This window comes from Pseudomonas sp. CMR5c, assembly GCF_003850545.1.
Lineage (GTDB): Bacteria > Pseudomonadota > Gammaproteobacteria > Pseudomonadales > Pseudomonadaceae > Aquipseudomonas > Aquipseudomonas piscis.
On record NZ_CP027705.1, the window covers coordinates 5819833 to 5845865 of the forward strand.

Below are 26033 nucleotides of genomic sequence, written 5' to 3' on the forward strand. Positions count from 1 at the left end.
ATCGTTTCCCAACAGCAGCGAGCCGTCATGGAATTCATTCGCAGCCGTATCGAAAGCCAGGTCATGAGCCTCTCCGGCCTGTCCCTGGGCCAGCTCGACCTGGAAAACCCCAAGGGCGATCCGGGTCTATTCGGTCCAGGGGCCGTTTGCTGGCAAGTGCATGCCGACTTCAGCAGCATGCTGATCGGCGGCATCAGCGCCCTGTTGCTGCAAGCCCTGCATCCCTTGGCGCTGGCCGGGGTCTGGGACCACTCCAACTTTCGCCAGGACCTGATCGGCCGCCTGCGCCGCACCGGGCAGTTCATTTCCGGGACCACCTTCGGCTCGCGCCAGGACGCCCAATGGCTGATCGAGAAAGTCCGTGGCATCCACTTGCACATCACCGGCACCGCCCCCGATGGCCGGCCCTACGCGGCCAGCGATCCAGACTTGCTGACCTGGGTCCATGTAGCTGAGGTCAGCAGTTTCCTGGCGGCCCACCTGCGCTACTTCAATCCGCGCTTGTCCGGCGCCGACCAGGATCGCTACTACGATGAAATCGCCTTGGTGGCCGAGCGCCTGGGCGCCCGCGACGTACCCCGTTCACGGCAGGCTGTGGCCGATTACCTGCAAGCCATGCGCCCGCAGTTGTTGTGCGACCAGCGCAGCCGCGAAGTGCTGCGCCTGCTGCAGGCCGCACCAGCCCCCAGCCGCCTGGCCAAACCCTTTGGCTCGTTGATGATGCAAGCCGGGATCGACCTGCTGCCGGACTGGGCCGGCGAGCTGCTGGGGGTCGAGCAGAGCCCGCTGCAACGCCAGCTGATCCGCGCCAGCATCAAGCGCAGCGCGCCGATGCTGCGCTGGGCGGTACGCGACAGCTCGGCCCATCGTGCCAGGCGACGCATGGGCCTGTAGGCAGCGACCGACCGAGCACAACGCGACCGACCGGTTCGCGATTGGCCGGCCTCCAGGGTTGTGTGCAACCATGATTTTCAGGACTTCCAGCGCCTGGACGACGGGTTCGCCGAACCGCTCCAGGCCCCAGCCATCGAATCTGAGGACCCGACCATGCAAGACGTCGTAATCGTTGCCGCTACCCGCACCGCCGTGGGCACCTTCCAGGGCTCGCTGGCGGCCATTCCCGCCGTCGACCTCGGCGCCGCGGTGATCCGCCAACTGCTGGCCCAGACCGGCATCGACCCGGCCCAGGTCGACGAAGTCATCATGGGCCAGGTGCTCACCGCCGGCGCCGGGCAGAACCCCGCACGCCAGGCCGCGATCAAGGCCGGCCTGCCCCATGCCGTGCCCGCCATGACCCTGAACAAGGTCTGCGGCTCCGGCCTCAAGGCCCTGCACCTGGCCGCCCAGGCCATCCGCTGCGGCGACGCCGAGGTGATCATCGCCGGCGGCCAGGAGAACATGAGCCTGGCCAACTACGTCCTGCCCGGCGCCCGCACCGGCCTGCGCATGGGCCACAGCCAGATGATCGACTCCATGATCAGCGACGGCCTGTGGGATGCCTTCAACGACTATCACATGGGCATCACCGCCGAGAACCTGGTGGAAAAATACGGCATCACTCGTGAAGCCCAGGACGCCTTCGCCGCCGACTCCCAGCGCAAGGCCGCCGCGGCCATCGAGGCCGGGCGCTTCGTCGACGAGATCACCCCGATCCAGATTCCCCAGCGCAAGGGCGAGCCCGTCACCTTCGCCACCGACGAACAACCCCGCCCCGGCACCACCGCCGAGGCCCTGGCCAAGCTCAAGCCGGCGTTCAAGAAAGACGGCAGCGTCACCGCCGGCAACGCCTCGGCGCTGAACGACGGCGCCGCCGCCGTGATCCTGATGAGCGCCAGCAAGGCGCGGGCCCTGGGCCTGCCGGTACTGGCGAAGATCGCCGCCTACGCCAACGCCGGGGTCGATCCGGCGATCATGGGTATCGGCCCCGTCTCGGCCACCCGCCGCTGCCTGGAGAAGGCCGGCTGGAGCCTGGAGCAACTGGACCTGATCGAAGCCAACGAAGCCTTCGCCGCGCAGTCGCTGTCGGTGGCCAAGGAGCTTGCATGGGACCCGGCCAAGGTCAACGTCAACGGCGGCGCCATCGCCATCGGCCACCCCATCGGCGCGTCGGGCTGCCGGGTGCTGGTGACCCTGCTGCATGAAATGATCAAGCGCGATGCCCACAAGGGCATGGCGACCCTGTGCATCGGCGGCGGCCAGGGCGTGGCCCTGGCGATCGAGCGCTAACCCCGTACATCTCATACATATCCAGGAACGAGGCTTGCCCGCGAAACACACGTCGTTACAGCGCAGTGCATCAGGCACAGCGCGTCTTCGTTGACGATCGATCGCAGGCAAGCCTCGCTCCTACAGCCAAGCGCGCCTCGCCTACAAGCACTGAACGAAGCTGGTAAACTGCCCCGCCCAATCATTCGCAAGGCGCCCGCATGTCTTCCTTGAACCAGGCGCTGCGCGCCGCCCTCGATCATCGCCAGGACCTGCTCGCCGAACTGCACCAGCAAGGCACCGATTGCTATCGCCTGTTCCATGGCAGCCAGGAAGGCGCCGGCGGCCTGACCGTCGACCGCTACGGCCCGCAGCTGCTGGTACAGAGCTTTCACCAACCGCTGGAGCGCGATGCCTTGCTGCAACTGCAGGAAATCGTCGACCAGCGACTGCAACTGTCCACCCTGCTGGTCTACAACGATCGCTCCCAGGGCAACTCGCGCATCGCCCGCGAGGATTCGGTATACCGCGCCGAAGACGCTGCCCTGCAAGACCTGGTCGGGCATGAATGGGGCCTGAACTACCGGGTCCGTGGACGCCACGCCGGGCAGGACCCGCTGCTGTTCCTGGACCTGCGCAATGCCCGGGGCTGGGTCAAGCACCACAGCGCCGGCAAGAGTGTGCTCAACCTCTTCGCCTACACCTGCGGTGTGGGCCTTTGCGCCGCGGCCGGCGGCGCCCGGGAGGTCTGCAACCTGGACTTCGCCGAAGGCAACCTGGCGGTCGGCCGGGAGAACGGCCAGCTCAACCCGCAACTGCCGCCGATGCAATTCGTGCAGTCGGACTACTTCCCGGCGATCCGCCAGCTGGCGGGCCTGCCGATCAGCCAGCGGCGAGGCCAGAAGCTGCCCAGCTATCCGCGCCTGGAACAGCGCCAGTACGACCTGGTACTCCTGGACCCACCAGCCTGGGCCAAGAGCGCCTTCGGCACCGTCGACCTGCTGCGCGACTACCAGAGCCTGCTCAAGCCCGCCCTGCTGGCCACCGCCGAGGATGGAGTGCTGATCTGCTGCAACAACCTGGCCAAGGTCTCGCTGCAGGACTGGCGCGAGCAGGTGCTGCGTTGCGCCGAGAAAGCCGGGCGCCCGGTACGCGATTGCCAGGTGCTGAAACCGGCTGCGGATTTTCCCTCCCTGGACGGCCAGCCACCACTGAAAACCCTGGTCCTGCAACTTTAAGGACAGCTACAAAATCTGAACAATCCTGAAAACAGGGCTGGTTTCGGAACCGTAAACGCGTGCCATACTCCAAGGCACATTTGATTCAAAAGATGAAGCCTCGCATGACCAAAGGATTGATTCGCGCTATTGGCGCCTTGTTGACCGCCCTGGCCCTTTACAGTCTGCTGGGTTTCCTGATCCTGCCAGGCATCGCCCTGCGCGTGGCCAACCAGCAGTTGGCCAACTACGCCACCACGCCGGCCCATATCCAGCGCATCGAACTCAACCCCTTCAGCCTGGAGCTGACCGTCTGGGGCCTGAACATCGGCGAACCGGGCAAGGAACAGATCGCCTTCGACCGCCTCTACGCCAACCTGCAACTGGACAGCCTGTGGACCCGGGCGTTGCACCTGGCGGATGTGGAGCTGGACCGACCCAAGACCGAGATCCTGTTCGACAAGGATGGCCAGCTCAACCTGTTGGGTCTGTTCAAGCTGCCCGCCAGCGAGCCGACCCCCAGCGACCCCGAGGCCAAGCCGTTTCCGGTACGCATAGAGCGCATCAAGCTGGCCGGCGGCTACGTGCACTTCCAGGACCTGCGCCCCAGCGAGCCCATCGAGTTCCTCTACGACAAGCTCGAGTTCGAACTGAAGAACCTCAGCACCCTGCCCGACGACAGCGCCGACATGACCCTGGTGGCCACCGGCCCCGAAGGTGGACAGATCGACTGGAGCGGTAACTTCAGCGTGACCCCGCTGACCTCCGAAGGCACCCTGAAGGTCACCGGCGGCAAGATGAAGGCCTGGTGGCCCTACGTCCGCGATGCGGTGCCGCTGGTGCTGGAAGACGGCCTGCTGAACCTCGATACCCACTACAAGTTCAGCCTGGCCAAGGGCACCGAACTGCTACTGGACAACGCCTCGCTCAGCGTCGCTCCATTCGCCATCAAGGCCCCGGATGGCCGACCGCTGGCGCGCCTGGAGCGCCTGGATGTCAGCGAGACCACGGTGGACCTGGCCAAGCAGCAAGTGGTGGTCGGCAAGATCCGCAGCCAGAAGCTCGAGACCTGGGCCGCCCGCGAGGCCGATGGCCAGCTGGACTGGCAGAAGCTGTTCGCCAGCCAACCGCCCAAGCCGGCCCCCAAGCATGAACCGGCCACCGCCGAAGCTCCCAAGGAGCCGGCGGCACCGAGCAAGCCCTGGCAGGTACTGCTCAAGGACGTCGAGCTGCGCAACTACCAGGTGCACCTGGCAGACCGCCAGGTCAAGCCGGCAGTGGCCCTGGAAGTGGGGCCGCTGAACCTGGACCTGAAGAACTTCGACAGCCTCAACCAGTCGCCCTTCACCCTTAAGCTCGATACCGGGCTGGGCAAGCAAGGCCGGATCAATGCCAGCGGCGAGGTCAACCTCAACCCGATCACCGCCAAGCTCAAGGTCCAGACCAAGGACATCGACCTGCGAGTCGCCCAGTCCTACATCAGCCCCTTCATCCGCCTGGAACTGCGTAGCGGCATGCTCGGCAGCGACCTGGCGGTAGACCTGAAGAAGGTCGAACCACTGGCCTTCAGCATCACCGGCCGGGCCAACGTGGATCAACTGCATACCCTGGATACCCTCAAGACTCGCGACTTCGTAAAGTGGAAGCAGGTGGTGGTCGAGGGCCTGAACTACCAGCATGGCGACAGCTTGAACATCAGCCGCATCAACCTGATGCAGCCCTATGCCCGCTTCATCATCAACGATGACCGCACCACCAACGTCGACGACCTGCTGATCCCGCAACCGGCGAGCAGCTCCGGCAAGTCCACGGCCAAGCCGGCCGCCAGCTCGGGCAAGCCATTGGGCATCCGCATCGGCGAAATCGCCATCAACGATGGCTCGGCCAACTTCGCCGACCTGACCCTGACCCCCAACTTCGCCACCGCCGTGCAGCAACTCAACGGCAGGATCGGTACCATCGACAGCCGCCAGGCCAAGCCGGCGGACGTCGACGTCAAGGGCAAGGTCGACCGCTATGCGCCGGTGACCATCAAGGGCAGCGTCAATCCTTTCGACCCGATGGCGGCCCTGGACATCGCCACCAGCTTCAAGCGGGTCGAGCTGACCACCCTCACCCCCTACTCCGGCAAGTTCGCGGGCTTTCGCATTCGCAAGGGCCGGCTCAACCTCGACCTGCACTACATGATCACCAAGGGCCAGCTCAAGGCCGAGAACAAACTGGTGGTCGAGCAGTTGCAACTGGGGGAAAAAGTCGACAGCCCGGACGCCGTGGATCTGCCGATCCGCCTCGCGGTAGCCCTGCTCAAGGACACCGACGGCAAGATCTCCATCGAACTGCCCATTTCCGGTGATCTGAACAACCCGCAATTCAGCGTCATGCCGATCGTCTGGCAAACCCTGCGCAACCTGGTGCTGCGTGCGGCCCAGGCGCCGTTCAAGTTCATCGGCGGCCTGATCACCGGTGGCGGCTCGGAGGACCTGGGCAGCGTCAGCTTCGCCCCTGGTTCCAGCGAATTGAGCAAGGAATCCGAATCGGCCCTGACCACTTTGGCCAAGGCCCTCCAGGAACGCCCGACTCTACGCCTGGAGATCGAGGGCACCAGCGCCAAGAGCAGCGATGGTCCGCTGATCGCCGACCAGCGACTGGAGCGCGAATACCAGTACAACTACTACAAGATCCTCCAGCGTCGCGGCGACAAGGTCCCGGCACAGGCATCCTTGTTGAAGGTCCCGGAAGATGAGAAGGCGCCACTGCTGGAGGGTATCTACCGCACCCGCCTGAAGCAGCAGCCGCCAGCAGAATGGAGCCAGCTCAGCCGCGACGAACGTAGCGCCAAGCTGCGCGAGGGCCTGATCCAGTTCTGGAGCGGCAGCGAAGTATTGCTGCGCCAACTGGGCCAGGAGCGAGCCAGCAGCATCAAGGACTTCCTGGTGGACAAGGCCCAGCTGGCCGATGATCGGGTCTACTTCATCGATGCCAACCTGGGCGAAGCCGAAAGCAACGGCAACGTCATCACCCCGATGCACCTGGACAGCGAGTAATCAGGTTTGCGCCGGGCCACGCCCGGCGCCCTTCGCCTAAGCCAGCCAGCCAGCCAGCCAGCCAGCAACTTTGAATCCCGCCCAATAGAACAAGCCCCGACACGAGTGCCGGGGCCTGTAATGATCACGTCCTTGTGATCTTCCGCATGAACCCTTGGAAGAGACGGCAGCTCAAGTGCCCGCCGCGTCCACCTGTCCAGGCAGGAGGCTGGGTCTTACTCGGCCTTCAGGCCGTCAGCGGAGACTGCCTTCACGCCCTTGATCTTCTTGGTGATCGCCACTGCGGTGGCTTTCTGTGCCTCGGTAATGGCCACGGTGGACGACAGCGAAACTACGCCCTTGTTGGTTTCGACCTTGATATCGGTACCAGGAATGCCTTTCTCGGTGACCAGATCGCTTTTCACTTTGGTGGTGATCCAGGTGTCGGAGGTGGCCTCTTTGGCCTTGGTCACTTCACCGGCGGCCACGACCATCGGCGACTGAGTGCCTTGGGTGGGCTGCGCAAAGGCTGCGTTGGCCATGGTCAGGGTCAGAGCGGTAGCGGTTGCAGCAGCGATAGCGAACTTCTTCATACGAGTAACTCCTGTTTTTCTGGAAAGCCTGCGCCGTGTCCTGGCCACAGGGTTATCAGAGATATTGCAGGGGCTGTGCCAAATTCATAACTGCAAAAATAACCATAAAAATCAATGAGTTATAAAGTTACGAAAAAATCAGGACCATGCAAAATGCATGATCCCCCCTCTCCCTGCATGCAAGTTGCGAGTTTTACCGGGGAACTGGCCCAGGCTCACACCCCCTCGGTCTCGCAGCCTTTGGGAGCATAGTCGGCGTCCACCGTGGTGGTGCAGTTCCAACCGGTGGTTGCCGAGCGAATCAGGGTCAGGCTCTTGTCCAGCACCGGGCCCGGGGCGTTGAGGATGGTGCAGCCGATACTGCCCTCTCCCGTGGCGGCCGTGCCGCTGGCGGTCATCCGGCAGTTGGCTGTCTGCGCCGTGCCTCCGGCCAGCACCAGGGTCGGATCGGTGCCCTGGCCCAGCAGGTCCTCGACACCGGCCTTGAGCGCCGAGACCTCCGCCAGCGCGGCGATGACCTTGGCTCGCGCTTGATACTTGGCATAAAGCGGCATCGCCACCATGGCGAGTACGCCGATGATCGCTACCACCACCAGCAATTCGATCAGGGTGAAACCAGACTGTCGTTTCATTGGGTCGCCTCCTGGCTTGAACGAAAGTTACAAGAAAGGCCACAAGGGCCATCAGCTTCGAAGCACGCCCTGTGCCAGGGAACAAAACCCATGAAATACGCGGTCTGCGCGCCAGGTGGTCCAGCTCTCGAGAAGCAGAAGTCGCATCAACTGACAAATCTGGTCAGCACCTGACGCTACCCGGCAGCTCGCCACGGCTAGGCTTGGCTAGACGTGGACACGTCCTGCCGCTGCTTCTGCAGCAAGGCGACGTCCGCCTCGACCTCCGTCTGCTCAAGGACCGAACCATGACGGTACAACCACCCGCCACCAGCACCTATGTCTGGCAGGGCACCGATAACCAGGGCCATGCCCTGCAAGGCGAATTGGTTGCCGCCAGCCCGGCATTGGCCAGGGCCCGCCTGCGCCGACAGGGCATAGTCCCGAGCCGGATCCGCCGCAAGTCCTCCAGCCTGCCGCGCCTGGGACAACGAATCAGGCCCCGGGACATCGCCCTGTTCGCCCGGCAACTGGCGACCTTGTTCCAGGCCGGCGTACCCCTGCTGCAATCCCTGGAAATAATCGCCGAAAGCTTCGAACAGCCGCCCATGCGCCAACTGCTGGCCAGCCTCAAGCGCGATATCGAGGCTGGCTCCAGCCTGGCCAGCGCATTGCGCCGGCACCCGCGCCATTTCGACCCGCTGTACTGCGACCTGGTGGAAGCCGGGGAGCAGGCCGGGGCCCTGGATACCCTGCTGGACCGGGTCGCCAGCTACCAGGAACAGAGCGAGCGCCTCAAGGCCCGGTTGTACAAGGCCATGGTCTATCCCCTGGCGGTGATCGGAGTGGCGATCATCGTCAGCAGCATCCTGCTGCTCAAGGTCGTCCCGCAGTTCCAGAACCTGTTCGCCGGCTTCAATGCCGAACTCCCCCTGCTGACCCGCTGGGTCATCGGCCTCTCGCACTTTCTCCAGGAACAAGGCGCGAGCCTACTGGCTGCCGGCCTGGGACTGGGTTTCGGCGTGCGCCTGGCCTATCGCCGCTCGCCCCGCCTGCGCGATGCCGTGGATATCGTCCTGCTGCGCCTGCCCTTGACCGGCACCTTGCTGAACAAGGCCGCCGTGGCCCGCCTGGCCCGGACCCTGGCCACCACCTTCGCCGCCGGCGTGCCGCTGGTACAGGCCCTGGAATCGGTGGCGGGGGCCAGCGGCAACAGCGTGCATCGCCGGGCGGTGGAGAGGATCCAGGTACAAGTCGCCAGCGGCATGCAATTGAACTTCGCCATGCGCGCCAGCGGCGTCTTCCCGGAAATGGCGATCCAGATGACCGCCATTGGCGAAGAGTCCGGGACCCTCGATCATCTGCTGGAAAAAATCGCCATGCACTATGAGAGCGAGGTGGACAACCTGGTGGACAGCCTCACCAGCCTCATGGAGCCTTTGATCATGGTGCTGCTGGGCAGTATCGTCGGAGCCCTGGTGCTAGCCATGTACCTGCCCATCTTTCAACTCGGTACAGCGAACTGAACATGTCCTTGACTGAAGTCCTGAGCCTTTACCCCCTGGCGTTCGTGCTGGCATCCCTGGTACTGGGGCTGATCGTCGGCAGCTTCCTCAACGTGCTGGCCTGGCGCCTGCCGCGCATGCTCGAGCGCGATTGGCGCGCCCAGGCCCATGAAATCCTGGGGCTGCCCGCGGAGCCCGTGACAGCTCCCTACAACCTGTTGCTCCCCCACTCCCACTGCCCGCATTGCGCACGGCCCGTGCGCCCCTGGCATAACGTCCCCCTGCTCGGCTACCTGTGGCTGGGCGGTCGCTGCGCCCACTGCAAGACCCGGATCAGCGCGCGCTACCCACTGGTCGAGCTGGCGTGTGGACTGCTTTCGGCATTCGTGGCCTGGCATTTCGGCTTCGGCTGGACGGCCGGCCTGCTGTTGCTGTTGAGCTGGGGCCTGCTGGGCATGAGCCTGATCGATGCCGAGCACCAATTGCTGCCGGATGTGCTGGTACTGCCCCTGTTATGGCTGGGCTTGATCGTCAACAGCTTCGGCCTGCTGGCGAGCCTGGAGGACGCCCTCTGGGGCGCGGTGGTGGGTTACCTGCTGCTGTGGTCGGTGTTCTGGCTGTTCAAGCTGCTGACTGGCAAGGACGGCATGGGCCATGGCGATTTCAAGCTGCTGGCGATGCTAGGGGCCTGGGGCGGCTGGCAGGTCCTGCCGCTGACCTTGCTGCTGGCCTCCCTGGCCGGCGCACTGATTGGCAGCCTATTGTTGCGCCTGCGCCAGGCCAAGGGCTCGACTCCGATCCCCTTCGGCCCCTTTCTGGCCATTGCCGGCTGGATTGCCTTGCTCTGGGGTGGTCAAATAACCGACTTCTATTTGCAGTTTGTCGGTTTCCAATGACTCGCTCCGTTAACACCCCCTGGATCCTCGGCCTCACCGGCGGGATCGGTAGCGGCAAGAGCGCCGCTGCCCAGCACTTCATCGACCTGGGTATCCATGTGATCGATGCCGATCATGCCGCCCGCTGGGTGGTAGAGCCCGGGCGCCCGGCCCTGGAACAGATCGCCCGGCATTTTGGCGAGGGCGTGCTGCAGGCCGACGGCCAACTGGACCGTGCCGCCCTGCGCAAGCTGATCTTCGAGGACCCACAGCAGCGACGCTGGCTGGAGGCCCTGCTGCATCCGCTGATCGCCGAGGAAATCGCCAGCCACCTGGCCCGGGCGCAATCGCCCTATGCCATCCTGGTTTCGCCGTTGCTGGTGGAATCGGGACAGGCCCGGATGACCCAGCGCATCCTGGTGATCGATGCGCCCCAACAGTTGCAGATCGAACGCACCCTGTTGCGCGACCAGGTCAGCGAACAGCAGGTCCAGGCAATTCTCCAGGCCCAGGCCAGCCGCGAGGAGCGCCTACGAAATGCCGACGACGTACTGGTCAACGACCGCGACCATGCCTGGTTGCACAGCGAAGTCGAACGCCTGCATCACTTTTATCTAACCTTGCGTGGAGGCCAGCCATGAGCCAACCCTTGACCGTCGAATGCCCGACCTGTGGCGCCCCAGTGGAATGGACCCCAGCCAATATCAACCGGCCGTTCTGCTCCGATCGTTGCAAACTGATCGACCTTGGAGCCTGGGCCGCAGAGGAGCACAAGATCCCGGTGAGCCCGGACGCCGAGGACGACCTATTCTCCGAAGAACTGCCGCCCCGCGCCCACTGAAGATTCTCTTGAAGGCCGATCAGGGCCGCATGAAGCTGTAGTCCTGATCGTCGTCGAGGTTTTCCGCGAGGAACTGCAACTCATCCGCCAGGTCCTCGATGCTGCGCACATTCTTGCTCTGCTGTACCACCGCGCTGAGCAGCGCCCGCAAACTCAGCCCGGGCTCAAAGCCCTCCTGCAGGGCGTTTTGCAGACTGTCGCGCACTTCCTGCCGGGCCCACTGATAGACACTCATGACCACACTCCTGGAATTTTTGCCGAGCATGCAGCGCGGCCAGGCGTGCGCAATTGATATGGATCAAGGGCGCGGATCCTCGTCCTTCCAGGGCGCCGAGAGGTAACGGGTGCGGTTGAAGGTCTCCAGCCACTCGGGGCAGAACACCACCAGCGCACTGACCACCATGCCGTTGATGAAGGCCTCGGGAAAGATGATCAGCCACAGGTAGCCGATGAAGTCCTCCAGCCATTCGGGCATGGCGAAACGCTCGTCCAACCACAAGAGGCCCAATCCGCACAGCAGGCACAACAATGCCGAGAGCGCAGCGGCAAAAAATCCCGAACAGAAGATATAGACGAACAGGTTGCGCGGCTGGGCCCGCTCCACCAACCAGGCGCAGGCCTCGGTCACCGCCACCGGCAGCAGCACCAGCAACATCCCGTTGATGCCCAGGGCCGCCAGGTCCTGGCGTCCCAACGCCAGTAGTCCCAACTGCGCGACCAGGCCCCCGACTATGGCCAGGGGCCAATCCAGCAACAAGGTCACCGCAGTCATGCCGATGAAGTGATAGGACACGCCGGTATCGAAATCCCGTCGGACCAGCCACAACAGGAACAGGGCGAAGACCGTGCCGAACAGCAGGTGCTGGCGGCGACTGTCGGTGAACAGCTCGACCCAGGGCGCTCGCCATATGGCCCAGAGCAGCAGCGGCACATACAACAGCCAGCCCAGGATCAGCGTCTGCGGCGCCAGCAGTGCCGCGCTGATCATGGCCTGGCTTGCTCCAGGGCCGCAGCTAGCTGCTCGGCACTGGCGTACTCATGGCGCTCGACGAGTTGTCCATCCCGCAGTTGCAGCCACAGCACCTTGTCCTCGGTTGCCGGGTAGCGCGGCGCCACTCGCCCCTCACGATCGAGCATCACCCGGTAGGGATAGTCGCGCATGGCCGGTACGGCGAACATCTTGGCGATCAGCGCGGGCATGCGCTGGATATCGGCGACAAAGACGCCACCCCGCTCCTGCAGATAGCCCTTGGGCTGGTCCTTGAGCGCCGCATTCACCAGCTTGGCCGCGCCCATGCTACGTGCCACCAACAGGATCCGGGCCTGGCCGTCGAGGCTATAGGCCTCGTCGAACTGGTCCAGCAGGGTCCAGGGCGCCAGGCGCTCCCCGATCTCGAGGGCCTGGGCCCATAACGGCAACAGGACCAGCAACAGCATTGACCAGCGCTTCACGGCACACTCCTTATCGTTCGATGGGACGCGCAACAGTCTACACCGCCCCTGGGCAGGCTCCAGTAGGCACGCCCGGGAACGACCAGGGCCGAGGTGCTTTTTCCGTACGGCGGGTTCTTAAGGTCACATTTGGGCGCTAAGCTTGAGGGTATGGATGACTCAGATTTCTTGCGCCTGCTAACCATCCAGGCCGAGCAAGCCAATGCGTTCCTGTCCAATGCCCGCAAATGGGAGCGCGAGCGTTGGGTCTGCCAGCGCCTGCTGCAAGGCTTGAATATTCCCTACCGCAATGACGAATTCACCGCTCCCGGGCAAGAGCCGCCGGATGTACTGTTTCGCGAGGCCAGCTTCGAGGTGTTCTTCGTCCTCGACGAGGGACGTCGGCTCAACGATGAATGGCGCGACGAACTGCAACGCCGGCGCAGCGCGTTTTCCCTGAGCCAATTGGTGCGGCGCGAAGCCAAGCCCAAACGCATCCCGGCCAGCGAACTGCTGCTGCGGCTGGCGCCGACCTTGCGCAAGAAGGCTCGCAATTATCAGGAGCGCGGAATGAACCTGGGGGAGCTGGACATCATCGCCTTTGCCGCCCTCAAGCGCGAAGTGCTGGACCTCAACAGCCATTTCCCGCCGCCTACCGAATACCTGCGCCAGGGCTGGCGCTCGTTGTCCCTGGTCGGGCCAACCTTCGCCCGGGTACTGTTCGCCCACCCGGATGCCCCGGAGTTCCTGCGCAGCAACCTGGGGCGCAGCATCGTCTTCGATGTCGGTATCAGTTTGTGAGGCTCGTCAATCCGCCATCGGTGGGCATGGCGCAATCCTCCCCGCAATGGTAAAAAGCGCTCATGCCTGCCGGCCCCGGGGGTCTTGCCATGGATCTCCACATGGCAGCGGTGATGCTCCTTTTCATGCCGGATTACACTGCGCTGTAACATTCCTCCATGTTGCGACGTCTACCCGACGAGGCCTTTTATGAGCAGCCGCCTGAACCCCGACGACCAACGCCATGTCGAAGAATACCTGCACCTGCCCCAGCACCGAGTCGAGCGCCGGCCCTTCAGGCCGTGGATGCTCCTCGTGGTGGTGGTCGTGGTGACCGTGGCCCTCGGCCTGTTGAGCCGTCTTATCAGTTACCTGACGCTATGAGCCGCATCGCGCTCGCTCGGTCGACTGCCCCGATTTCTTTTAGCCTTGCGAGATATCCCCATGAACCATCGTATTGTCATCGTCGGCGGCGGCGCCGGCGGCCTGGAGTTGGCGACCCGCCTGGGTAAGACCCTGGGCAAACGCGGTACGGCCAGCATAACGCTGGTCGACGCCAACCTGACCCATATCTGGAAACCCTTGCTGCACGAAGTGGCTGCCGGATCGCTGAACTCCTCCGCGGACGAACTCAACTACGTTGCCCAAGCAAAATGGAACCACTTCGAGTTCCAGCTGGGCCGCATGAGTGGGCTCGACCGCCAGCAGAAAAAAATCCAGCTGGCGGCCACCTATGACGAAGAAGGAGCCGAACTGCTGCCTGCCCGTGAGCTCGGCTACGACACCCTGGTGCTCGCGGTGGGTAGCACCACCAACGACTTCGGCACCCAGGGCGCCGCCCAGCATTGCCTGTTCCTCGACACGCGCAAACAGGCCGAGCGCTTCCACCAGCAACTGCTCAACCACTACTTGCGAGCCCACGCCGGACAGACCGAGGAACTGGAGCAGATCAGCGTGGCGATCGTCGGCGCCGGAGCCACGGGTGTCGAGCTGGCGGCCGAGCTGCACAACGCCGCCCACGAGCTGGCAGCCTACGGCCTGGACCGGATCCGCCCGGAGAACATGCACATCACTTTGATCGAAGCCGGTCCGAGAGTCCTGCCGGCCCTGCCCGAACGCATCAGCGGGCCGGTGCACAATACCCTGGAGAAACTCGGGGTGCGGGTCATGACCAACGCCTCGGTCAGCGAAGTGACCGCAGAAAGCCTGCTCACCGCCGACGGCCAGGTCATTCCTGCCAGCCTCAAGGTGTGGGCCGCAGGGATCCGCGCCCCGGGCTTCCTCAAGGATATCGACGGCCTGGAGACCAACCGCATCAACCAGCTCCAGGTATTGCCGACCCTGCAGACCACCCGCGATCCGGACATCTTCGCCTTCGGCGATTGCGCCGCCTGCCCGCAACCTGGCAGCGATCGCAACGTTCCACCACGGGCCCAGGCCGCGCACCAGCAAGCCTCCTTGCTGGCCAAGTCGTTGAAGCTGCGCCTGGAAGGCAAGGAATTGCCGACCTACAAGTACACCGACTACGGTTCGCTGATCTCGCTCTCGCGCTTCTCGGCGGTGGGCAACCTGATGGGCAACCTCACGGGCAGCGTGATGCTCGAGGGCTGGTTGGCGCGGATGTTCTACATCTCGTTGTATCGCATGCACCAGATGGCCCTGTACGGAATGTTCCGCACGGCGATGATGATGCTTGGGAGTCGGATCGGACGCGGTACGGACCCACGCCTGAAGCTGCACTGAACACTTGGCCCCCGCCACGCCCTGTAGCGGGGGCCAAGTCATAGAGGTGGCGCAAATGCGTCTGGAAGCCGGCCCGCAATGGGCCGGCGCCTTCCTGGTCAGGGAATCAGCGCATTGCGCTTGGCGAACTCCGCCAGGCTGACCTGGGAACCCAGCCCCAGCTTCTGCAACAGGCGGGTCTTGTAGGTACTTACCGTCTTGTTGCTCAAGAACAGTTTTTCCCCGATGGCCTTGTTCGAATGTCCCTGGGCCAGGTGCTGCAGGACGATCATTTCCCGATCGGTCAGCAGGCCGATCTGCTCGGCCTCGGAACGCTGCTCCACCGCCGAGGCGGACACATCCAGGGCCAGCGACGGGTAGAAGGTGTAGCCGGCCAGCACGGCGTTCAGGGCCACCACCAGGTTGCCCAGGTCCTCTTCCTTGTTGACGAACCCCCGGGCCCCCAGCTGAATGCAACGCCGGCAGAACCCCTCCACCGATTGCGAGGTGAGCACCAGTACTTCGGTGGGCAGGCCCAGGGCCTTGATACGCGACAACACCTTGAGACCATCGAGCTTGGGAATCCCGATATCGAGGATCACCGCGTCGGGAACATGCTCACGAACCAGTTCCAACGCATCCAGTCCGTTGTCTGTCTCGGCCACCACGCGCATGTTGTGCTTTTCCAACAACACCTTGACGGCAAGCCGCACGACAGGATGATCATCCACTATCAATACGCTGTGCATATTGTCATTTCACCTTAAGAACTCGAACGTCGGTCAACCATGACCACTGGAAAAAAATACGTCATCGCACCTTGCTCAGGTGCCATTCACTGCCATGCGAAACCTTGAGCCTTGGCTTCGCGATGAGAATCCTCTTGCTAGTCCAGCGGAAAATTCAGGTTCCAGACAAATAACCGGCGATACAAGGGGTTAAGGAGCAGGTCCTATGGAATCAGATAATTCGATTATCCTTGAGGAAAATTCCTACAAACCATAGAGATACGACCAATGGACCCTGCTCTGGAATCTTAAGCAAGATGCTCGGCGATCAATGACTCGAGCCGGCAATGCAACACTTGAACGTCCTGGTTCTGGATGACGAACCACTCCAACGACTGATCACCATCACCGCCTTGAGCAAGGCAATGCCCGGGCGGGTGCACGAAGCCGGTAATGGCGACGAGGCCCTGGCCCTGCTGGCCAGTTGCGAAAAAATCGATATCGCCATCTGCGACTTGAGGATGCCCGGCATGGACGGCCTGGCTTTCCTGCGCCATGCCAGTCAGAGCGGCAAGCTGCGCTCGGTGATCCTGTGCAGCCAGGCCGACCCGATACTGCGGCAAACCACCATCGCCATGATCAAGCGCCTGGGCCTGGATTTTCTCGGCGACCTGGGCAAGCCATTTCGCCTGGAACGACTGGCCGCCATGCTGGCGCGCCACCAGAGCTGGCGCCACGGCCAGCCCCTGCCCCTGGCCAGGTCCGGCCTGCCGACGTTGGCCGAAGTGGTTCGTGGCCTGGATAACGGCGAATTCGAACCCTACTACCAGCCCAGGGTGGCGCTCGAGGACGCCTCGCTGCTTGGCGTGGAATCCCTGGCACGCTGGAATCACCCAAGACTTGGCGTACTCCCGCCATCGCACTTCCTGCCCCTCATGGAACAGCACAAGCTCCTGGACCGCTTGTTCTGGCAATTGCTCGAACAAGGACTGGCACTACGCAGGAGTCTCGCCAACCAGGGCCGCTCCCTGGAGTTTTCTTTCAACCTGCATCCGGCGCAACTGGCCTCCCAGGCCTTGAGCAGTGCTATCGGCACCTGGCTCGCGCGATTCCAGGTGCCACCGGCCAGCATCATCTTCGAAATAACCGAGACCAGCCTGATCACCGCACCGGCTTGCAGCCTGGAGAACCTGGTGCGCTTGCGCTTGATGGGTTGCGGCCTGGCCATGGATGACTTCGGTGCAGGCCACTCGTCACTACAGCGCTTGTGCGAACTGCCCTTCAGCCAGATCAAGCTCGACGGTGCCTTCGTTCGCAAGATGAAGTACCAACCCAGGAGCTGCGCAATCATCAGTTACACAGTAGCCCTTGCTCGCTCACTGGGCATGTCGCTGATCATTGAGGGTGTCGAGAATATCGAACAGCAAGAGCGCCTGCGGGACCTCGGATGCCAAGCGGCCCAGGGATTCCTGTTCGCGCGACCGATGCCCGAACACCATTTCATAGCCTATTGCCGCGCAGATCCGCCGCCAGGATGAGTCCATCGATCGTTCACCAGCCTCCCACGCCCCTGTTCTACATGCCGATGCCGCCCCCTCCGGTCCATCGACCACTCCCTGGCTCCCTATTTTTCTGAAGCAATCATGCATTCCCGACTTTTCTCGCTTTTCATCTGTTTGGCGATCATCGGCCCCCAACCGGCCTTGGCCCAGATACTCCCCCATACGCTGTACAGCACGGCCCGCCTCGATCACCACGAACTCGCTCTCGAGGACGAGGATTGGCACTGGCTACGACACAAGCTGGAATTGAAGATCGGAGCGGTCGCACAAGAGTCGGCGCCTTTCAGCGTCAGCTACAACGATGGTCGCTACGAAGGGATCACCGCCGATATCAGTGCCCTGCTGGGACAGTTGCTGGGGGTGCGCATCAAGCTCCTTCCCTTCCAGACCCACGAAGAGGCCCTGCAGGCGCTGCAAGCCGGGACCATCGACTTCATGGGCAGCTACAACTCCGGGCATCCCGATGCCAGTATCAGGCACACCCGACCGTTCGCCGAAGGGCGCCTGGCCCTGTTCAAGCGCAGCGATGAACTGCGCACCCCGCCTCGCGATCTCGCCGGCCTGCGAGTTGCCGTGCCCGAGCAACATGCCGCCGAGCTGCGCGCCCACTTCCCCCTTGCCCGATTGGTGGTGCAGCCCAGCCATGAGAACGCCATCGCGGCGGCCGCCTTCGGCCAGGCCGACCTCTATGTCGACGATGTGCTCAGCGCCTACTTCCAGATCAACCGCTCCTACTACGGCTTTCTCAGGTTCGAGCGCTTCGCCGACCATCCCAAGGGCGACTACGGCTTCGCGCTCAAGGGCAACAATGAACGCCTGCAACGGATCCTGGACCAAAGCATCGAGGCCATCGGCCAGGAAAAGCTCACCGTGCTGAGTCGGCGCTGGGTAGGTAGCGGCTTCTTGCCAACGGACGAACGCATCCCCCTGACAGCCCAGGAAGCCCGCTGGATCGAGCGTAATCCGGTGCTGCGCCTGGTGATCAACGATGACTTGGCGCCGGTCGCCTTCTTCGATGCCAACGGCGTGTTCTCCGGGGTCGCCGCAGAACTGCTGGAAGTGATCTCCCAGCGCACGGGTCTGCAATTCCAGGTGACGGCACGCAATGGTGGGTATCCGGAGCAGATCGAAACCTTGCGCCAGTCCGAGGCGGACCTGGCCATCATGACCGCCAGTGCACAGCGCGAGGAAAAACTGCGTTTCACCCGTCCATTCCTGGCCAGCCCCTTCGTGCTGATTACCCAGGCTGACAAGACCGGCAAAGCCAAGTCGCCTGGCAACCTGGCAGGCAAGCGCCTGGCCATTCCCACCGGGCATGTCATGCTGCAGCAAGTACGCGAGCTTTATCCGGACACCGAGCTGATAGAAACGCAGACCGCCCTGGACAGCCTGAACAAGGTCTATTCAGGCGATGCCGACGCCACCGTGATGTCGCTGCCTACCTCGCGCTACTACATCGTCCGCCTGTTCCAGAACCGCCTGGCCATCGCCGAGCTGATCCATACCAGCCAGAAGACCGCGAACTTCGCCTTGCGCCGGGAAGATTCGGAGCTGCAGTCGATCCTCGACAAGGCCCTGCTCAGCCTTCCGGCGGACGATCTCAACGCCATGGCCAACCATTGGCGCTCACCACCGGGCATGAGCGGCGAAACCTGGCGCGACTACACCATCGTCATCGCCGAAATCGTCACCGGGGCCTCGCTGCTGCTATTGCTGTCGTTGATCTGGGGCTTCTACCTGCAGCGCCGGGTCAGGGTCGAGAAAACCCTCAACGACCAGTTGCGCTTCATCGAAACCCTGACCGAGAACATGCCGCCAGTGCTCTACATACGAGACCTCGACGGCGCCATGCTGTCCTGCAATCGCAGCTACCTGCGCAGCGTCGGCCTGAACGCCGAACAGGTGCTGAACAAGACCGTGCGGGAGCTGCCCGAGGCCCACTTCTCCGCGGAGCCGGGCCTGCACCAGCGATACTTGCAGGCGATCACCGCCGGCCAGACCCTCACCTCGGTGGAGACCGTTCGCTTGCAGGGCAAGGAGGTCTGGATCGAGCACTGGATCCAGCCGTTCCAGGACAGCCATGGCGTCACCAAGGGCGTGATCTGTGGTTGGCTGGATATCACCAAGCATCGCCATCTGGTCCAGGAACTGAAAGAGGCCAAGAACCTCGCCGACGAGGCCAGTCGGGCCAAGACCACCTTCCTGGCGACCATGAGCCATGAAATCCGCACGCCGATGAACGCCGTCATCAGCATCCTTGAGCTGGAGCTCAAGCGAGCCGACAACGACCAGATCGAACGCTCCAGCATCGAAATCGCCTACAGCTCGGCCAAGAGCCTGCTGGAGCTGATCGGCGACATTCTCGACATCGCCCGGATCGAGTCCGGACGCCTGAGCCTTTCGCCCAAACGCGCCAACCTGCGGGAGTTGGTGGAATCCGTCGCCCGGGTATTCGAGGGGCTGGCTCGGCAAAAATGCCTGAACCTGGTACTGAAAATCGACTCCAGCATCAACGGCGACGTGCTGGTGGACGGCATGCGCTTCAAGCAGGTCCTGTCCAACCTAGTGAGCAATGCCATCAAGTTCACCGAGTCCGGCTTCATCAAAGTGACCATTGGCGCCGATCTCCTGGAAAACTCGGCGCTGAAGGTCAAGCTCAGCGTGGAAGATACCGGGATCGGGATCTCTCCAGCCAATCAGCAACGCCTGTTCCAGCCGTTTTCCCAGGTGGAGCGCAATGTGCAGCATACCGAGGGCACGGGGCTGGGCTTGGTGATCTGCCGGAGCCTGTGCGAAATGATGGGCGGGCACATCTCGCTGAGCAGCGCGCTGGGGCAAGGTACCCGGGTGGACGTGGAACTGCTCCTGCAAGCGCTGGAACGCATGGAAGCCCCAGAGCGCCCGCCGCTGCCCAAGACGCGCCCGATGTACCGCTTGCAGATCCTGATCGTGGACGACCATGCGGTGAACCGCCAGGTCCTGCAGCAGCAGTTGAGCTTCCTCGGACACGACGTGGTGGAAGCGGAAAATGGCCTGGATGCGTTGAATATCTGGCGCGAGCGAGGATTCGACATGATCATCACCGACTACCACATGCCCATCATGAATGGCGCCGAGCTGGCCCGCGCCATTCGCCGCTATGAGCGGGACAACATCAGCCCGTCGGTGATGATCATCGGCTTGACCGCCGACGCCCAGCCTGAGGAAGTGGAACGTTGTGTCCAGGCCGGGATGAACGATTGCCTGGTCAAGCCTATCGGCCTGGACGAACTGGAGCTGCGCTTGCTATCCATCGGCGACACCGATGATAGTGAGATAGAACTGCTTCCTGCCCAGGGCGATGCGCCTGCACCGAGCAGCTTCGACCTGGAATCCCTGCAAAGCCTGGTGGGCAGTGAGCCGAAAATGCTCCGTCATATATTGAGCGAGCTGATCGTCAACAATCGCACCGACCAACAAGCGCTCACGACCTGCCTGCGCAAACAGGCGACAGTCGAACTTGCAGAGCTGGCTCATCGCATCAAAGGGGCAGCACGAGTGGTCAAGGGTGAGTTGTTGGTGGAGCGTTGCCGCCAACTGGAGCAGGCGTGCCTCAATCATGTGCCGCTGCAGGACATCGCTGAGCATGTGGAACAGGTGCAACTGGCCATGACGGCCCTGGAGCAGGGCTTGCTGGCCCAGCCAGGTATCTGGGACGGCTCGCAAGAGCTGTGACAAATGGCGGCTCAAGGGCCGCCGCTTGCCAAACGCCGGCAAGCCTGGGGATATTTTCAGAGACAAACGAAAAAGGGCACCTCATTGAGGTGCCCTTCTTCGTGAATATGGTCGGGGTAAGGGGATTCGAACTCCTGACATCCTGCTCCCAAAGCAGGCGCGCTACCGGACTGCGCTATACCCCGGTAAAAAAAAGGCACCTACGAGAGGCGCCTTCTGCGAGCAGCGCTTTTGGCTTCTGCTCTTAAGATTCGATTCCAGCGAACTGGTTTCAAAAATGGTGGGTCGTGTAGGATTCGAACCTACGACCAATTGGTTAAAAGCCAACTGCTCTACCAACTGAGCTAACGACCCAAATATGGTCGGGGTAAGGGGATTCGAACTCCTGACATCCTGCTCCCAAAGCAGGCGCGCTACCGGACTGCGCTATACCCCGGTTTGAAGTTGGCTCCGTGACCAGGACTCGAACCTGGGACCCAATGATTAACAGTCATTTGCTCTACCGACTGAGCTATCACGGAACTGATTACTTCAAGCTACAACGTGTTGCTTCATCCTCTTCGACTTTCTGCGTATCGCTACGTTCATGTCTCTGAGGCGCGCCATTTTACAATCTTTTAAACCTCTGTCAACCCCCTAAATTGCTTTTAAGACAATGATTTGCGACTTCATTGCCGGTTTCTTCTTCAGCAGAAAAAACCTGAGGGGTGACTGACTGCGGGGCGCACTTTACAAGCCTTTTCCTTACAGTTCAACGCCCTAGTGAAAAAAAAGGCCTCGCAATGCGAGGCCTCTTCATTTCCAGGCAACCGGAGATCAGTTGAAGACGATCTCGTCGTCCTGCACCACCGCCGTGATGGTGCTGCCAGGCAGGAAACCGCCGGACAGGATCAACTGGGCCAACGGGTTCTCGATCCAGCGCTGGATCGCCCGTTTCAGCGGCCGAGCACCGTACACCGGGTCGTAACCCACGGCGATCAGCTTGTCCAAGGCCTCATCACTCAGCTCCAGGCGCAACTCACGCTCCGCCAGACGGCTACGCAGACGCCCCAGCTGGATCTGGGTGATACCAGCGATCTGATCCCGGGCCAGCGGCTCGAAGATCACCACTTCATCGACCCGGTTGATGAATTCCGGCCGGAAATGGCTGGATACCGCATCCATTACCGCAGCGCGCTGGGCCTCGCGGTCGCCCACCAACTCCTGGATCTGCGCCGAGCCCAGGTTGGAAGTCATGACGATCACGGTATTGCGGAAATCCACCGTACGCCCGTGGCTGTCCGTCAACCGTCCGTCTTCCAGGACCTGCAGCAAGATGTTGAACACATCCGGGTGCGCTTTCTCCACCTCGTCCAGCAAGATCACCGAGTACGGCTTGCGGCGTACAGCTTCAGTCAGGTAGCCACCTTCCTCGTAACCGACATAACCCGGAGGTGCCCCGATCAGGCGAGCCACGGAGTGTTTCTCCATGAACTCGGACATGTCGATCCGTACCATGGCCTCTTCGGTATCGAAGAGAAACTCCGCCAGCGCCTTGCACAGCTCGGTCTTGCCCACCCCGGTCGGGCCGAGGAACATGAACGAACCGCTTGGCCGATTCGGGTCCGCCAAGCCAGCGCGAGAGCGACGCACGGCATTGGATACCGCCACCACCGCTTCATTCTGGCCAATGACCCGCTGATGCAGCAGGCTTTCCATCCTCAACAGCTTGTCGCGCTCGCCCTCGAGCATCTTCGACACAGGAATGCCGGTCCACTTGGACACCACCTCGGCAATTTCTTCCTCGGTCACCTTGTTACGCAGCAACTGGTTCTCGGTCTTGCCGTGCTGGTCGACCATCTGCAGGCTGCGCTCCAGGTCCGGGATCACCCCATACTGCAGCTCGGCCATGCGGCTGAGATCACCCTTGCGCCGCGCCGCTTCCAACTCCTGGCGAGCTTGCTCGATCTTTTGCTGGATCTGCGCGGAGCCCTGCACCTCGGCCTTTTCAGAGGCCCAGATCTCTTCGAGGTCGGAGTACTCGCGCTCCAGGCGCTCGATTTCCTCGGTCAGTTTTTCCAGGCGCTTCTTCGCTGCTTCGTCTTCTTCTTTCTTCAGCGCCTGGGACTCCACCTTCAACTGGATCAGGCGACGGTCGAGGCGATCGAGCACTTCGGGCTTGGAATCGATCTCCATGCGGATACGGCTGGCCGCTTCGTCGATCAGGTCGATGGCCTTGTCCGGCAACTGGCGATCGGTGATATAGCGATGGCTGAGCTTGGCCGCGGCAATGATCGCGCCGTCGGTGATCGCCACCTTGTGGTGCACCTCATAGCGCTCTTTCAAGCCACGCAAGATAGCGATGGTGTCTTCCTCACTCGGTTCTTCCACCAGTACCTTCTGGAAGCGACGCTCCAGGGCAGCATCTTTTTCGATGAACTGGCGGTATTCGTTGAGCGTGGTGGCGCCAACGCAGTGCAACTCGCCACGGGCCAGGGCCGGCTTGAGCATGTTGCCGGCGTCCATGGCGCCCTCGCCCTTGCCGGCGCCGACCATGGTGTGCAGTTCATCGATGAACAGGATGATCTGCCCTTCCTGCTTCGACAGTTCGTTGAGCAGCGACTTGAGCCGCTCCTCGAATTCACCGCGGTACTTGGCGCCAGCAATCAGCGCGCCCATGTCCAGCGCCAGCAGGCGCTTGCCCTTCAGGCCGTCGGGCACCTCGCCATTGATGATCCGCTGGGCCAGGCCCTCGGCAATGGCGGTCTTGCCCACGCCAGGCTCGCCGATCAGCACCGGGTTGTTCTTGGTCCGGCGCTGCAGCACCTGGATGGTGCGGCGAATCTCGTCGTCACGGCCGATCACCGGATCGAGCTTGCCGTCCTCGGCACGCTTGGTCAGGTCGACGGTGTACTTATCCAGTGCCTGGCGCGACTCCTCGACGTTGGCGTCATTCACCGCCTCGCCGCCGCGCAGGTTATTGATGGCGTTTTCCAGGGCCTTCTTGCTCACGCCCTGGCCCAGCAGCAGTTTGCCGAGCTTGCTGTTTTCATCCATGGCCGCCAGCAGCACCAGTTCACTGGAAATGAACTGGTCGCCTTTCTGCTGGGCCAGGCGATCGGCCTGGTTGAGCAGGCGCGCCAGGTCCTGGGACATGTTCACGTCGCCAGTGGGGTTCTGGATCTTCGGCAGTTGGTCGAGCTCTTTGCTCAGTTCCTTGCGCAGGCTGTTGACGTCAAAGCCCACTTGCATCAGCAGGGGCTTGATGGAGCCACCTTGCTGTTCAAGCAGGGCCTGCATCAGGTGCGCCGGTTCGATGGCCGGGTGGTCGAGGCCTACCGCCAGAGATTGGGAATCGGATAAAGCCAGCTGAAGCTTGCTGGTCAATCGGTCTATACGCATTAGTCACCTTCCTTTTGAGCAGGCCGGAGCGATGGACACACCTAAATAGAGAAACCTGCCAGATGATTCCCTAGATGCGGTCGATTCTGGGAGATTCAAGCGTCAGTTGCTTGACGCAGGTCAGATTAGTCTAGCGCTCGAGCCAGACGAGGGAGGCGAAACGCCCGGTACGCGGATTGCGCCTATAGGAGAAGAAACGCGGGTCGCTGACAGTGCAGTAACCACCGCCATAAACAGCGGTGACACCACGGGCCGCCAGGCGCAGGCGTGCCAACTGGTAGATATCGGCCATGAAACGTCCGGCATTGATGCTCGGGACAAAGGCCTGCGCGGCTTCGGCCAACTGAGTGACGAACGCCTCGCGCACTTCGGCGCCCACTTCGAAACGCTGTGGACCTATCGCCGGCCCTAGCCATACCAGGACCTGGTCGGCGGGCACGTCGAGGTGGTCGAGCGTGGCTTCCAGCACTCCGGCAGCCAGCCCACGCCAACCGGCATGGGCGGCCGCGACCCGGGTCCCGGCACGGTTACAGAACAGCGCCGGCAGGCAGTCGGCGGTCATCACCGCGCAGGCAACACCCGGCGTGGCGGACCAGCTGGCATCAGCGGTTGCAACCACGGCGGGATCGGCGTGAGCCACCGTGACCCCATGCACCTGCTGCAGCCAGGCTGGAGCGATGGAGAACTGCTCGGTGAGGCGACGCCGGTTCTCGGCCACTGCTTCGGGTTGGTCGTCGACGTGATCGCCCAGGTTGAGACTGTCGAACGGCGCCAGGCTAACGCCGCCACTGCGGGTGGTGACACAGGACTTGACCCCGGCCGGCGCGGGCCAGTCAGGAATCAGCCAGTCATTCATCCGATGAACGCCTCACGGTCTTGCTTGAGCAGCGACAGCAACCAGACGAAGTCTTCCGGCAACGGCGACTCCCAGCTCATGCGCTTGCCGGTGGTCGGGTGGTCCAGCTCGAGAAAGCGCGCATGCAGCGCCTGGCGCGGGAAGTTCTTCAGCGAATCGACCATGGTCGGGCTGGCGGCCGGAGGGATGCGGAAGCGGCCGCCGTACGCCGGATCGCCCACCAACGGGAAGTTGATGTGGGCCATGTGGACCCGAATCTGGTGGGTACGCCCGGTTTCCAGCTTGACCCGCACATGGGTATGGGAGCGGAAGCGCTCCAGTACCCGATAGTGGCTGACTGCCGGCTTGCCACCTTCCATCACAGCCATGCGCTGGCGCTGCTGGCCATGGCGACCGATGGGGGCATTGATCTTGCCGCCTGCGGTCACCACGCCGATCACGATGCATTCATATATGCGGCTGACGGTGCGGCTCTGCAACTGGGCCACCAGTTGCGTCTGCGCCTGGATGGTCTTGGCCACCACCATCAGGCCGGTGGTGTCCTTGTCCAGGCGGTGGACGATACCGGCCCGCGGCACGTTGATGATGTCGGGAATATGATGCAGCAGCGCATTGAGCAAGGTGCCGTCAGCATGGCCGGCAGCCGGGTGCACCACCAGTCCCGCCGGTTTGTTGATCACCAGGATGTCGTCGTCTTCGTAGACGATGTCCAGCTCGATGTCCTGGGCAACCCATTCGCCCTGGGCTTCCTGCTCGGCAGTCAGCTCGAGGACGGAGCCGCCGTGGACGATGTCACGGGGACGAAGTACCGCCCCGTCCACGGTCAGGCGACCGTCCTTGATCCAGGCGGAAAGGCGCGAGCGCGAATGCTCGGCGAATAATTGGGCGGCGACTTGATCGAGGCGTTGACCGCCCAGTTCGGACGGCACCTCTGCGCGAAGTTCTATTTTATCGGACATGCTCGGACTGGGGGTCGGCACAGCCTTTGG

General features: G+C 62.7%; 22 protein-coding genes and 4 tRNA genes. 13 read left to right on the forward strand and 13 right to left on the reverse strand.

The features are described from left to right. The first annotated feature begins 27 nt into the window (after positions 1-27). The 4 genes from C4K40_RS26850 (at position 28) to C4K40_RS26865 (ending at position 6466) form a co-directional block, all read left to right on the forward strand. Entirely contained in the window at positions 28-894 is an 867-nt protein-coding gene (locus tag C4K40_RS26850) for an oxygenase MpaB family protein (protein ID WP_053138775.1), read from the forward strand. A 153-nt stretch (positions 895-1047) separates the two neighbouring features. Continuing rightward, positions 1048-2226: an acetyl-CoA C-acetyltransferase gene (locus C4K40_RS26855; protein WP_124421367.1), complete on the forward strand. Its 1179-nt coding sequence runs from the start codon at positions 1048-1050 to the stop codon at positions 2224-2226. A gap of 200 nt (positions 2227-2426) precedes the next feature. Continuing rightward, positions 2427-3443, forward strand: a complete 1017-nt coding sequence (locus C4K40_RS26860) for a class I SAM-dependent rRNA methyltransferase (protein ID WP_022641053.1) — start codon at positions 2427-2429, stop codon at positions 3441-3443. A gap of 104 nt (positions 3444-3547) precedes the next feature. Further along, entirely contained in the window at positions 3548-6466 is a 2919-nt protein-coding gene (locus C4K40_RS26865; RefSeq protein WP_053134592.1) for a DUF748 domain-containing protein, read from the forward strand. A gap of 215 nt (positions 6467-6681) precedes the next feature. On the opposite strand, the gene C4K40_RS26870 is transcribed toward C4K40_RS26865, so the two are convergent. Together C4K40_RS26870 and C4K40_RS26875 are read right to left on the reverse strand one after the other, a co-directional pair. Continuing rightward, a complete protein-coding gene (locus C4K40_RS26870; RefSeq protein ID WP_022641055.1) occupies positions 6682-7038 on the reverse strand; it encodes a BON domain-containing protein in 357 nt (118 codons plus the stop codon). 215 nt (positions 7039-7253) lie between these two features. Next, positions 7254-7670: a pilin gene (locus C4K40_RS26875; protein WP_022641056.1), complete on the reverse strand. Its 417-nt coding sequence runs from the start codon at positions 7668-7670 to the stop codon at positions 7254-7256. A gap of 287 nt (positions 7671-7957) precedes the next feature. Here C4K40_RS26875 and C4K40_RS26880 point away from each other — a divergent pair, with 287 nt between their 5' ends. The 4 genes from C4K40_RS26880 to yacG are packed head-to-tail and all read left to right on the forward strand — an operon-like array spanning position 7958 to position 10870. Next, on the forward strand, positions 7958-9175 hold the full coding sequence (locus C4K40_RS26880) for a type II secretion system F family protein (protein WP_053134597.1): 1218 nt from the start codon (positions 7958-7960) through the stop codon (positions 9173-9175). A 2-nt stretch (positions 9176-9177) separates the two neighbouring features. Then, on the forward strand, positions 9178-10050 hold the full coding sequence (locus C4K40_RS26885; protein WP_053134598.1) for an A24 family peptidase: 873 nt from the start codon (positions 9178-9180) through the stop codon (positions 10048-10050). Then, positions 10047-10670 carry a dephospho-CoA kinase gene (gene coaE / locus C4K40_RS26890; protein WP_053134599.1) on the forward strand — a complete coding sequence of 208 codons (624 nt, stop codon included), beginning with the start codon at positions 10047-10049 and terminating at the stop codon, positions 10668-10670. The genes C4K40_RS26885 and coaE overlap by 4 nt, the downstream gene beginning before the upstream one ends. Further along, positions 10667-10870 carry a DNA gyrase inhibitor YacG gene (yacG, locus tag C4K40_RS26895; protein WP_022641061.1) on the forward strand — a complete coding sequence of 68 codons (204 nt, stop codon included), beginning with the start codon at positions 10667-10669 and terminating at the stop codon, positions 10868-10870. The genes coaE and yacG overlap by 4 nt, the downstream gene beginning before the upstream one ends. 19 nt (positions 10871-10889) lie before the next feature. Here yacG and C4K40_RS26900 read toward each other — a convergent pair whose 3' ends face one another. The 3 genes from C4K40_RS26900 to C4K40_RS26910 form a co-directional block, all read right to left on the reverse strand. After that, the gene (locus C4K40_RS26900; RefSeq protein WP_022641062.1) at positions 10890-11105 is read right to left on the reverse strand and encodes a hypothetical protein; all 216 of its coding nucleotides are present in this window, start codon (positions 11103-11105) and stop codon (positions 10890-10892) included. Positions 11106-11168: 63 nt separating this feature from the next. Further along, on the reverse strand, positions 11169-11858 hold the full coding sequence (locus C4K40_RS26905) for an energy-coupling factor ABC transporter permease (RefSeq protein WP_022641063.1): 690 nt from the start codon (positions 11856-11858) through the stop codon (positions 11169-11171). Beyond that, the gene (locus C4K40_RS26910; protein WP_053134602.1) at positions 11855-12322 is read right to left on the reverse strand and encodes a hypothetical protein; all 468 of its coding nucleotides are present in this window, start codon (positions 12320-12322) and stop codon (positions 11855-11857) included. The genes C4K40_RS26905 and C4K40_RS26910 overlap by 4 nt, the downstream gene beginning before the upstream one ends. Before the next feature lie 150 nt (positions 12323-12472). Between C4K40_RS26910 and C4K40_RS26915 the strand changes: the two genes are divergently transcribed. From C4K40_RS26915 to C4K40_RS26925, 3 genes are all read left to right on the forward strand, one after another. Next, positions 12473-13102, forward strand: a complete 630-nt coding sequence (locus C4K40_RS26915) for a DUF1780 domain-containing protein (protein WP_022641065.1) — start codon at positions 12473-12475, stop codon at positions 13100-13102. Between the two features lie 189 nt (positions 13103-13291). Beyond that, entirely contained in the window at positions 13292-13465 is a 174-nt protein-coding gene (locus C4K40_RS26920; RefSeq protein ID WP_022641066.1) for a DUF3094 family protein, read from the forward strand. Between the two features lie 60 nt (positions 13466-13525). Continuing rightward, on the forward strand, positions 13526-14824 hold the full coding sequence (locus C4K40_RS26925) for an NAD(P)/FAD-dependent oxidoreductase (RefSeq protein WP_053134605.1): 1299 nt from the start codon (positions 13526-13528) through the stop codon (positions 14822-14824). 98 nt (positions 14825-14922) lie between these two features. Here the strand turns inward: C4K40_RS26925 and C4K40_RS26930 are convergent, their stop codons facing one another. Then, entirely contained in the window at positions 14923-15552 is a 630-nt protein-coding gene (locus C4K40_RS26930) for a response regulator transcription factor (RefSeq protein WP_022641068.1), read from the reverse strand. A gap of 326 nt (positions 15553-15878) precedes the next feature. On the opposite strand from C4K40_RS26930, the gene C4K40_RS26935 reads away from it, so the two are divergent. Together C4K40_RS26935 and C4K40_RS26940 are read left to right on the forward strand one after the other, a co-directional pair. Next, the gene (locus C4K40_RS26935) at positions 15879-17069 is read left to right on the forward strand and encodes an EAL domain-containing protein (RefSeq protein WP_053134608.1); all 1191 of its coding nucleotides are present in this window, start codon (positions 15879-15881) and stop codon (positions 17067-17069) included. A 105-nt stretch (positions 17070-17174) separates the two neighbouring features. Further along, on the forward strand, positions 17175-20807 hold the full coding sequence (locus C4K40_RS26940; protein WP_053134611.1) for an ATP-binding protein: 3633 nt from the start codon (positions 17175-17177) through the stop codon (positions 20805-20807). A 108-nt stretch (positions 20808-20915) separates the two neighbouring features. Here the strand turns inward: C4K40_RS26940 and C4K40_RS26945 are convergent. From C4K40_RS26945 to rluD, 7 genes are all read right to left on the reverse strand, one after another. Then, positions 20916-20992 (reverse strand) — tRNA-Pro (locus tag C4K40_RS26945). Between the two features lie 93 nt (positions 20993-21085). After that, a tRNA-Lys gene (locus tag C4K40_RS26950) sits at positions 21086-21161 on the reverse strand. 5 nt (positions 21162-21166) lie between these two features. Then, positions 21167-21243 (reverse strand) — tRNA-Pro (locus C4K40_RS26955). 9 nt (positions 21244-21252) lie between these two features. Next, a tRNA-Asn gene (locus C4K40_RS26960) sits at positions 21253-21328 on the reverse strand. Between the two features lie 295 nt (positions 21329-21623). Continuing rightward, positions 21624-24188, reverse strand: a complete 2565-nt coding sequence (clpB, locus tag C4K40_RS26965) for an ATP-dependent chaperone ClpB (RefSeq protein WP_053134614.1) — start codon at positions 24186-24188, stop codon at positions 21624-21626. Positions 24189-24318: 130 nt separating this feature from the next. Then, complete coding sequence (gene pgeF, locus C4K40_RS26970) at positions 24319-25044, reverse strand: peptidoglycan editing factor PgeF (protein WP_053134616.1); 726 nt, start codon at positions 25042-25044, stop codon at positions 24319-24321. After that, on the reverse strand, positions 25041-26003 hold the full coding sequence (rluD, locus tag C4K40_RS26975; RefSeq protein ID WP_031320555.1) for a 23S rRNA pseudouridine(1911/1915/1917) synthase RluD: 963 nt from the start codon (positions 26001-26003) through the stop codon (positions 25041-25043). The genes pgeF and rluD overlap by 4 nt, the downstream gene beginning before the upstream one ends. Between the last annotated feature and the right edge of the window lie 30 nt (positions 26004-26033).

What these genes read in the sequence shown, in the direction of transcription:
- C4K40_RS26850 (WP_053138775.1), top strand. Translation starts at nt 28, where the DNA reads ATGGAATTCATTCGCAGCCGTATCGAAAGCCAGGTCATGAGCCTCTCC.
- C4K40_RS26855 (WP_124421367.1), top strand. Translation starts at nt 1,048, where the DNA reads ATGCAAGACGTCGTAATCGTTGCCGCTACCCGCACCGCCGTGGGCACC.
- C4K40_RS26860 (WP_022641053.1), top strand. Translation starts at nt 2,427, where the DNA reads ATGTCTTCCTTGAACCAGGCGCTGCGCGCCGCCCTCGATCATCGCCAG.
- C4K40_RS26865 (WP_053134592.1), top strand. Translation starts at nt 3,548, where the DNA reads ATGACCAAAGGATTGATTCGCGCTATTGGCGCCTTGTTGACCGCCCTG.
- C4K40_RS26870 (WP_022641055.1), bottom strand. Translation starts at nt 7,038, where the DNA reads ATGAAGAAGTTCGCTATCGCTGCTGCAACCGCTACCGCTCTGACCCTG.
- C4K40_RS26875 (WP_022641056.1), bottom strand. Translation starts at nt 7,670, where the DNA reads ATGAAACGACAGTCTGGTTTCACCCTGATCGAATTGCTGGTGGTGGTA.
- C4K40_RS26880 (WP_053134597.1), top strand. Translation starts at nt 7,958, where the DNA reads ATGACGGTACAACCACCCGCCACCAGCACCTATGTCTGGCAGGGCACC.
- C4K40_RS26885 (WP_053134598.1), top strand. Translation starts at nt 9,178, where the DNA reads ATGTCCTTGACTGAAGTCCTGAGCCTTTACCCCCTGGCGTTCGTGCTG.
- coaE (WP_053134599.1), top strand. Translation starts at nt 10,047, where the DNA reads ATGACTCGCTCCGTTAACACCCCCTGGATCCTCGGCCTCACCGGCGGG.
- yacG (WP_022641061.1), top strand. Translation starts at nt 10,667, where the DNA reads ATGAGCCAACCCTTGACCGTCGAATGCCCGACCTGTGGCGCCCCAGTG.
- C4K40_RS26900 (WP_022641062.1), bottom strand. Translation starts at nt 11,105, where the DNA reads ATGAGTGTCTATCAGTGGGCCCGGCAGGAAGTGCGCGACAGTCTGCAA.
- C4K40_RS26905 (WP_022641063.1), bottom strand. Translation starts at nt 11,858, where the DNA reads ATGATCAGCGCGGCACTGCTGGCGCCGCAGACGCTGATCCTGGGCTGG.
- C4K40_RS26915 (WP_022641065.1), top strand. Translation starts at nt 12,473, where the DNA reads ATGGATGACTCAGATTTCTTGCGCCTGCTAACCATCCAGGCCGAGCAA.
- C4K40_RS26920 (WP_022641066.1), top strand. Translation starts at nt 13,292, where the DNA reads ATGAGCAGCCGCCTGAACCCCGACGACCAACGCCATGTCGAAGAATAC.
- C4K40_RS26925 (WP_053134605.1), top strand. Translation starts at nt 13,526, where the DNA reads ATGAACCATCGTATTGTCATCGTCGGCGGCGGCGCCGGCGGCCTGGAG.
- C4K40_RS26930 (WP_022641068.1), bottom strand. Translation starts at nt 15,552, where the DNA reads ATGCACAGCGTATTGATAGTGGATGATCATCCTGTCGTGCGGCTTGCC.
- C4K40_RS26935 (WP_053134608.1), top strand. Translation starts at nt 15,879, where the DNA reads ATGCAACACTTGAACGTCCTGGTTCTGGATGACGAACCACTCCAACGA.
- C4K40_RS26940 (WP_053134611.1), top strand. Translation starts at nt 17,175, where the DNA reads ATGCATTCCCGACTTTTCTCGCTTTTCATCTGTTTGGCGATCATCGGC.
- clpB (WP_053134614.1), bottom strand. Translation starts at nt 24,188, where the DNA reads ATGCGTATAGACCGATTGACCAGCAAGCTTCAGCTGGCTTTATCCGAT.
- pgeF (WP_053134616.1), bottom strand. Translation starts at nt 25,044, where the DNA reads ATGAATGACTGGCTGATTCCTGACTGGCCCGCGCCGGCCGGGGTCAAG.
- rluD (WP_031320555.1), bottom strand. Translation starts at nt 26,003, where the DNA reads ATGTCCGATAAAATAGAACTTCGCGCAGAGGTGCCGTCCGAACTGGGC.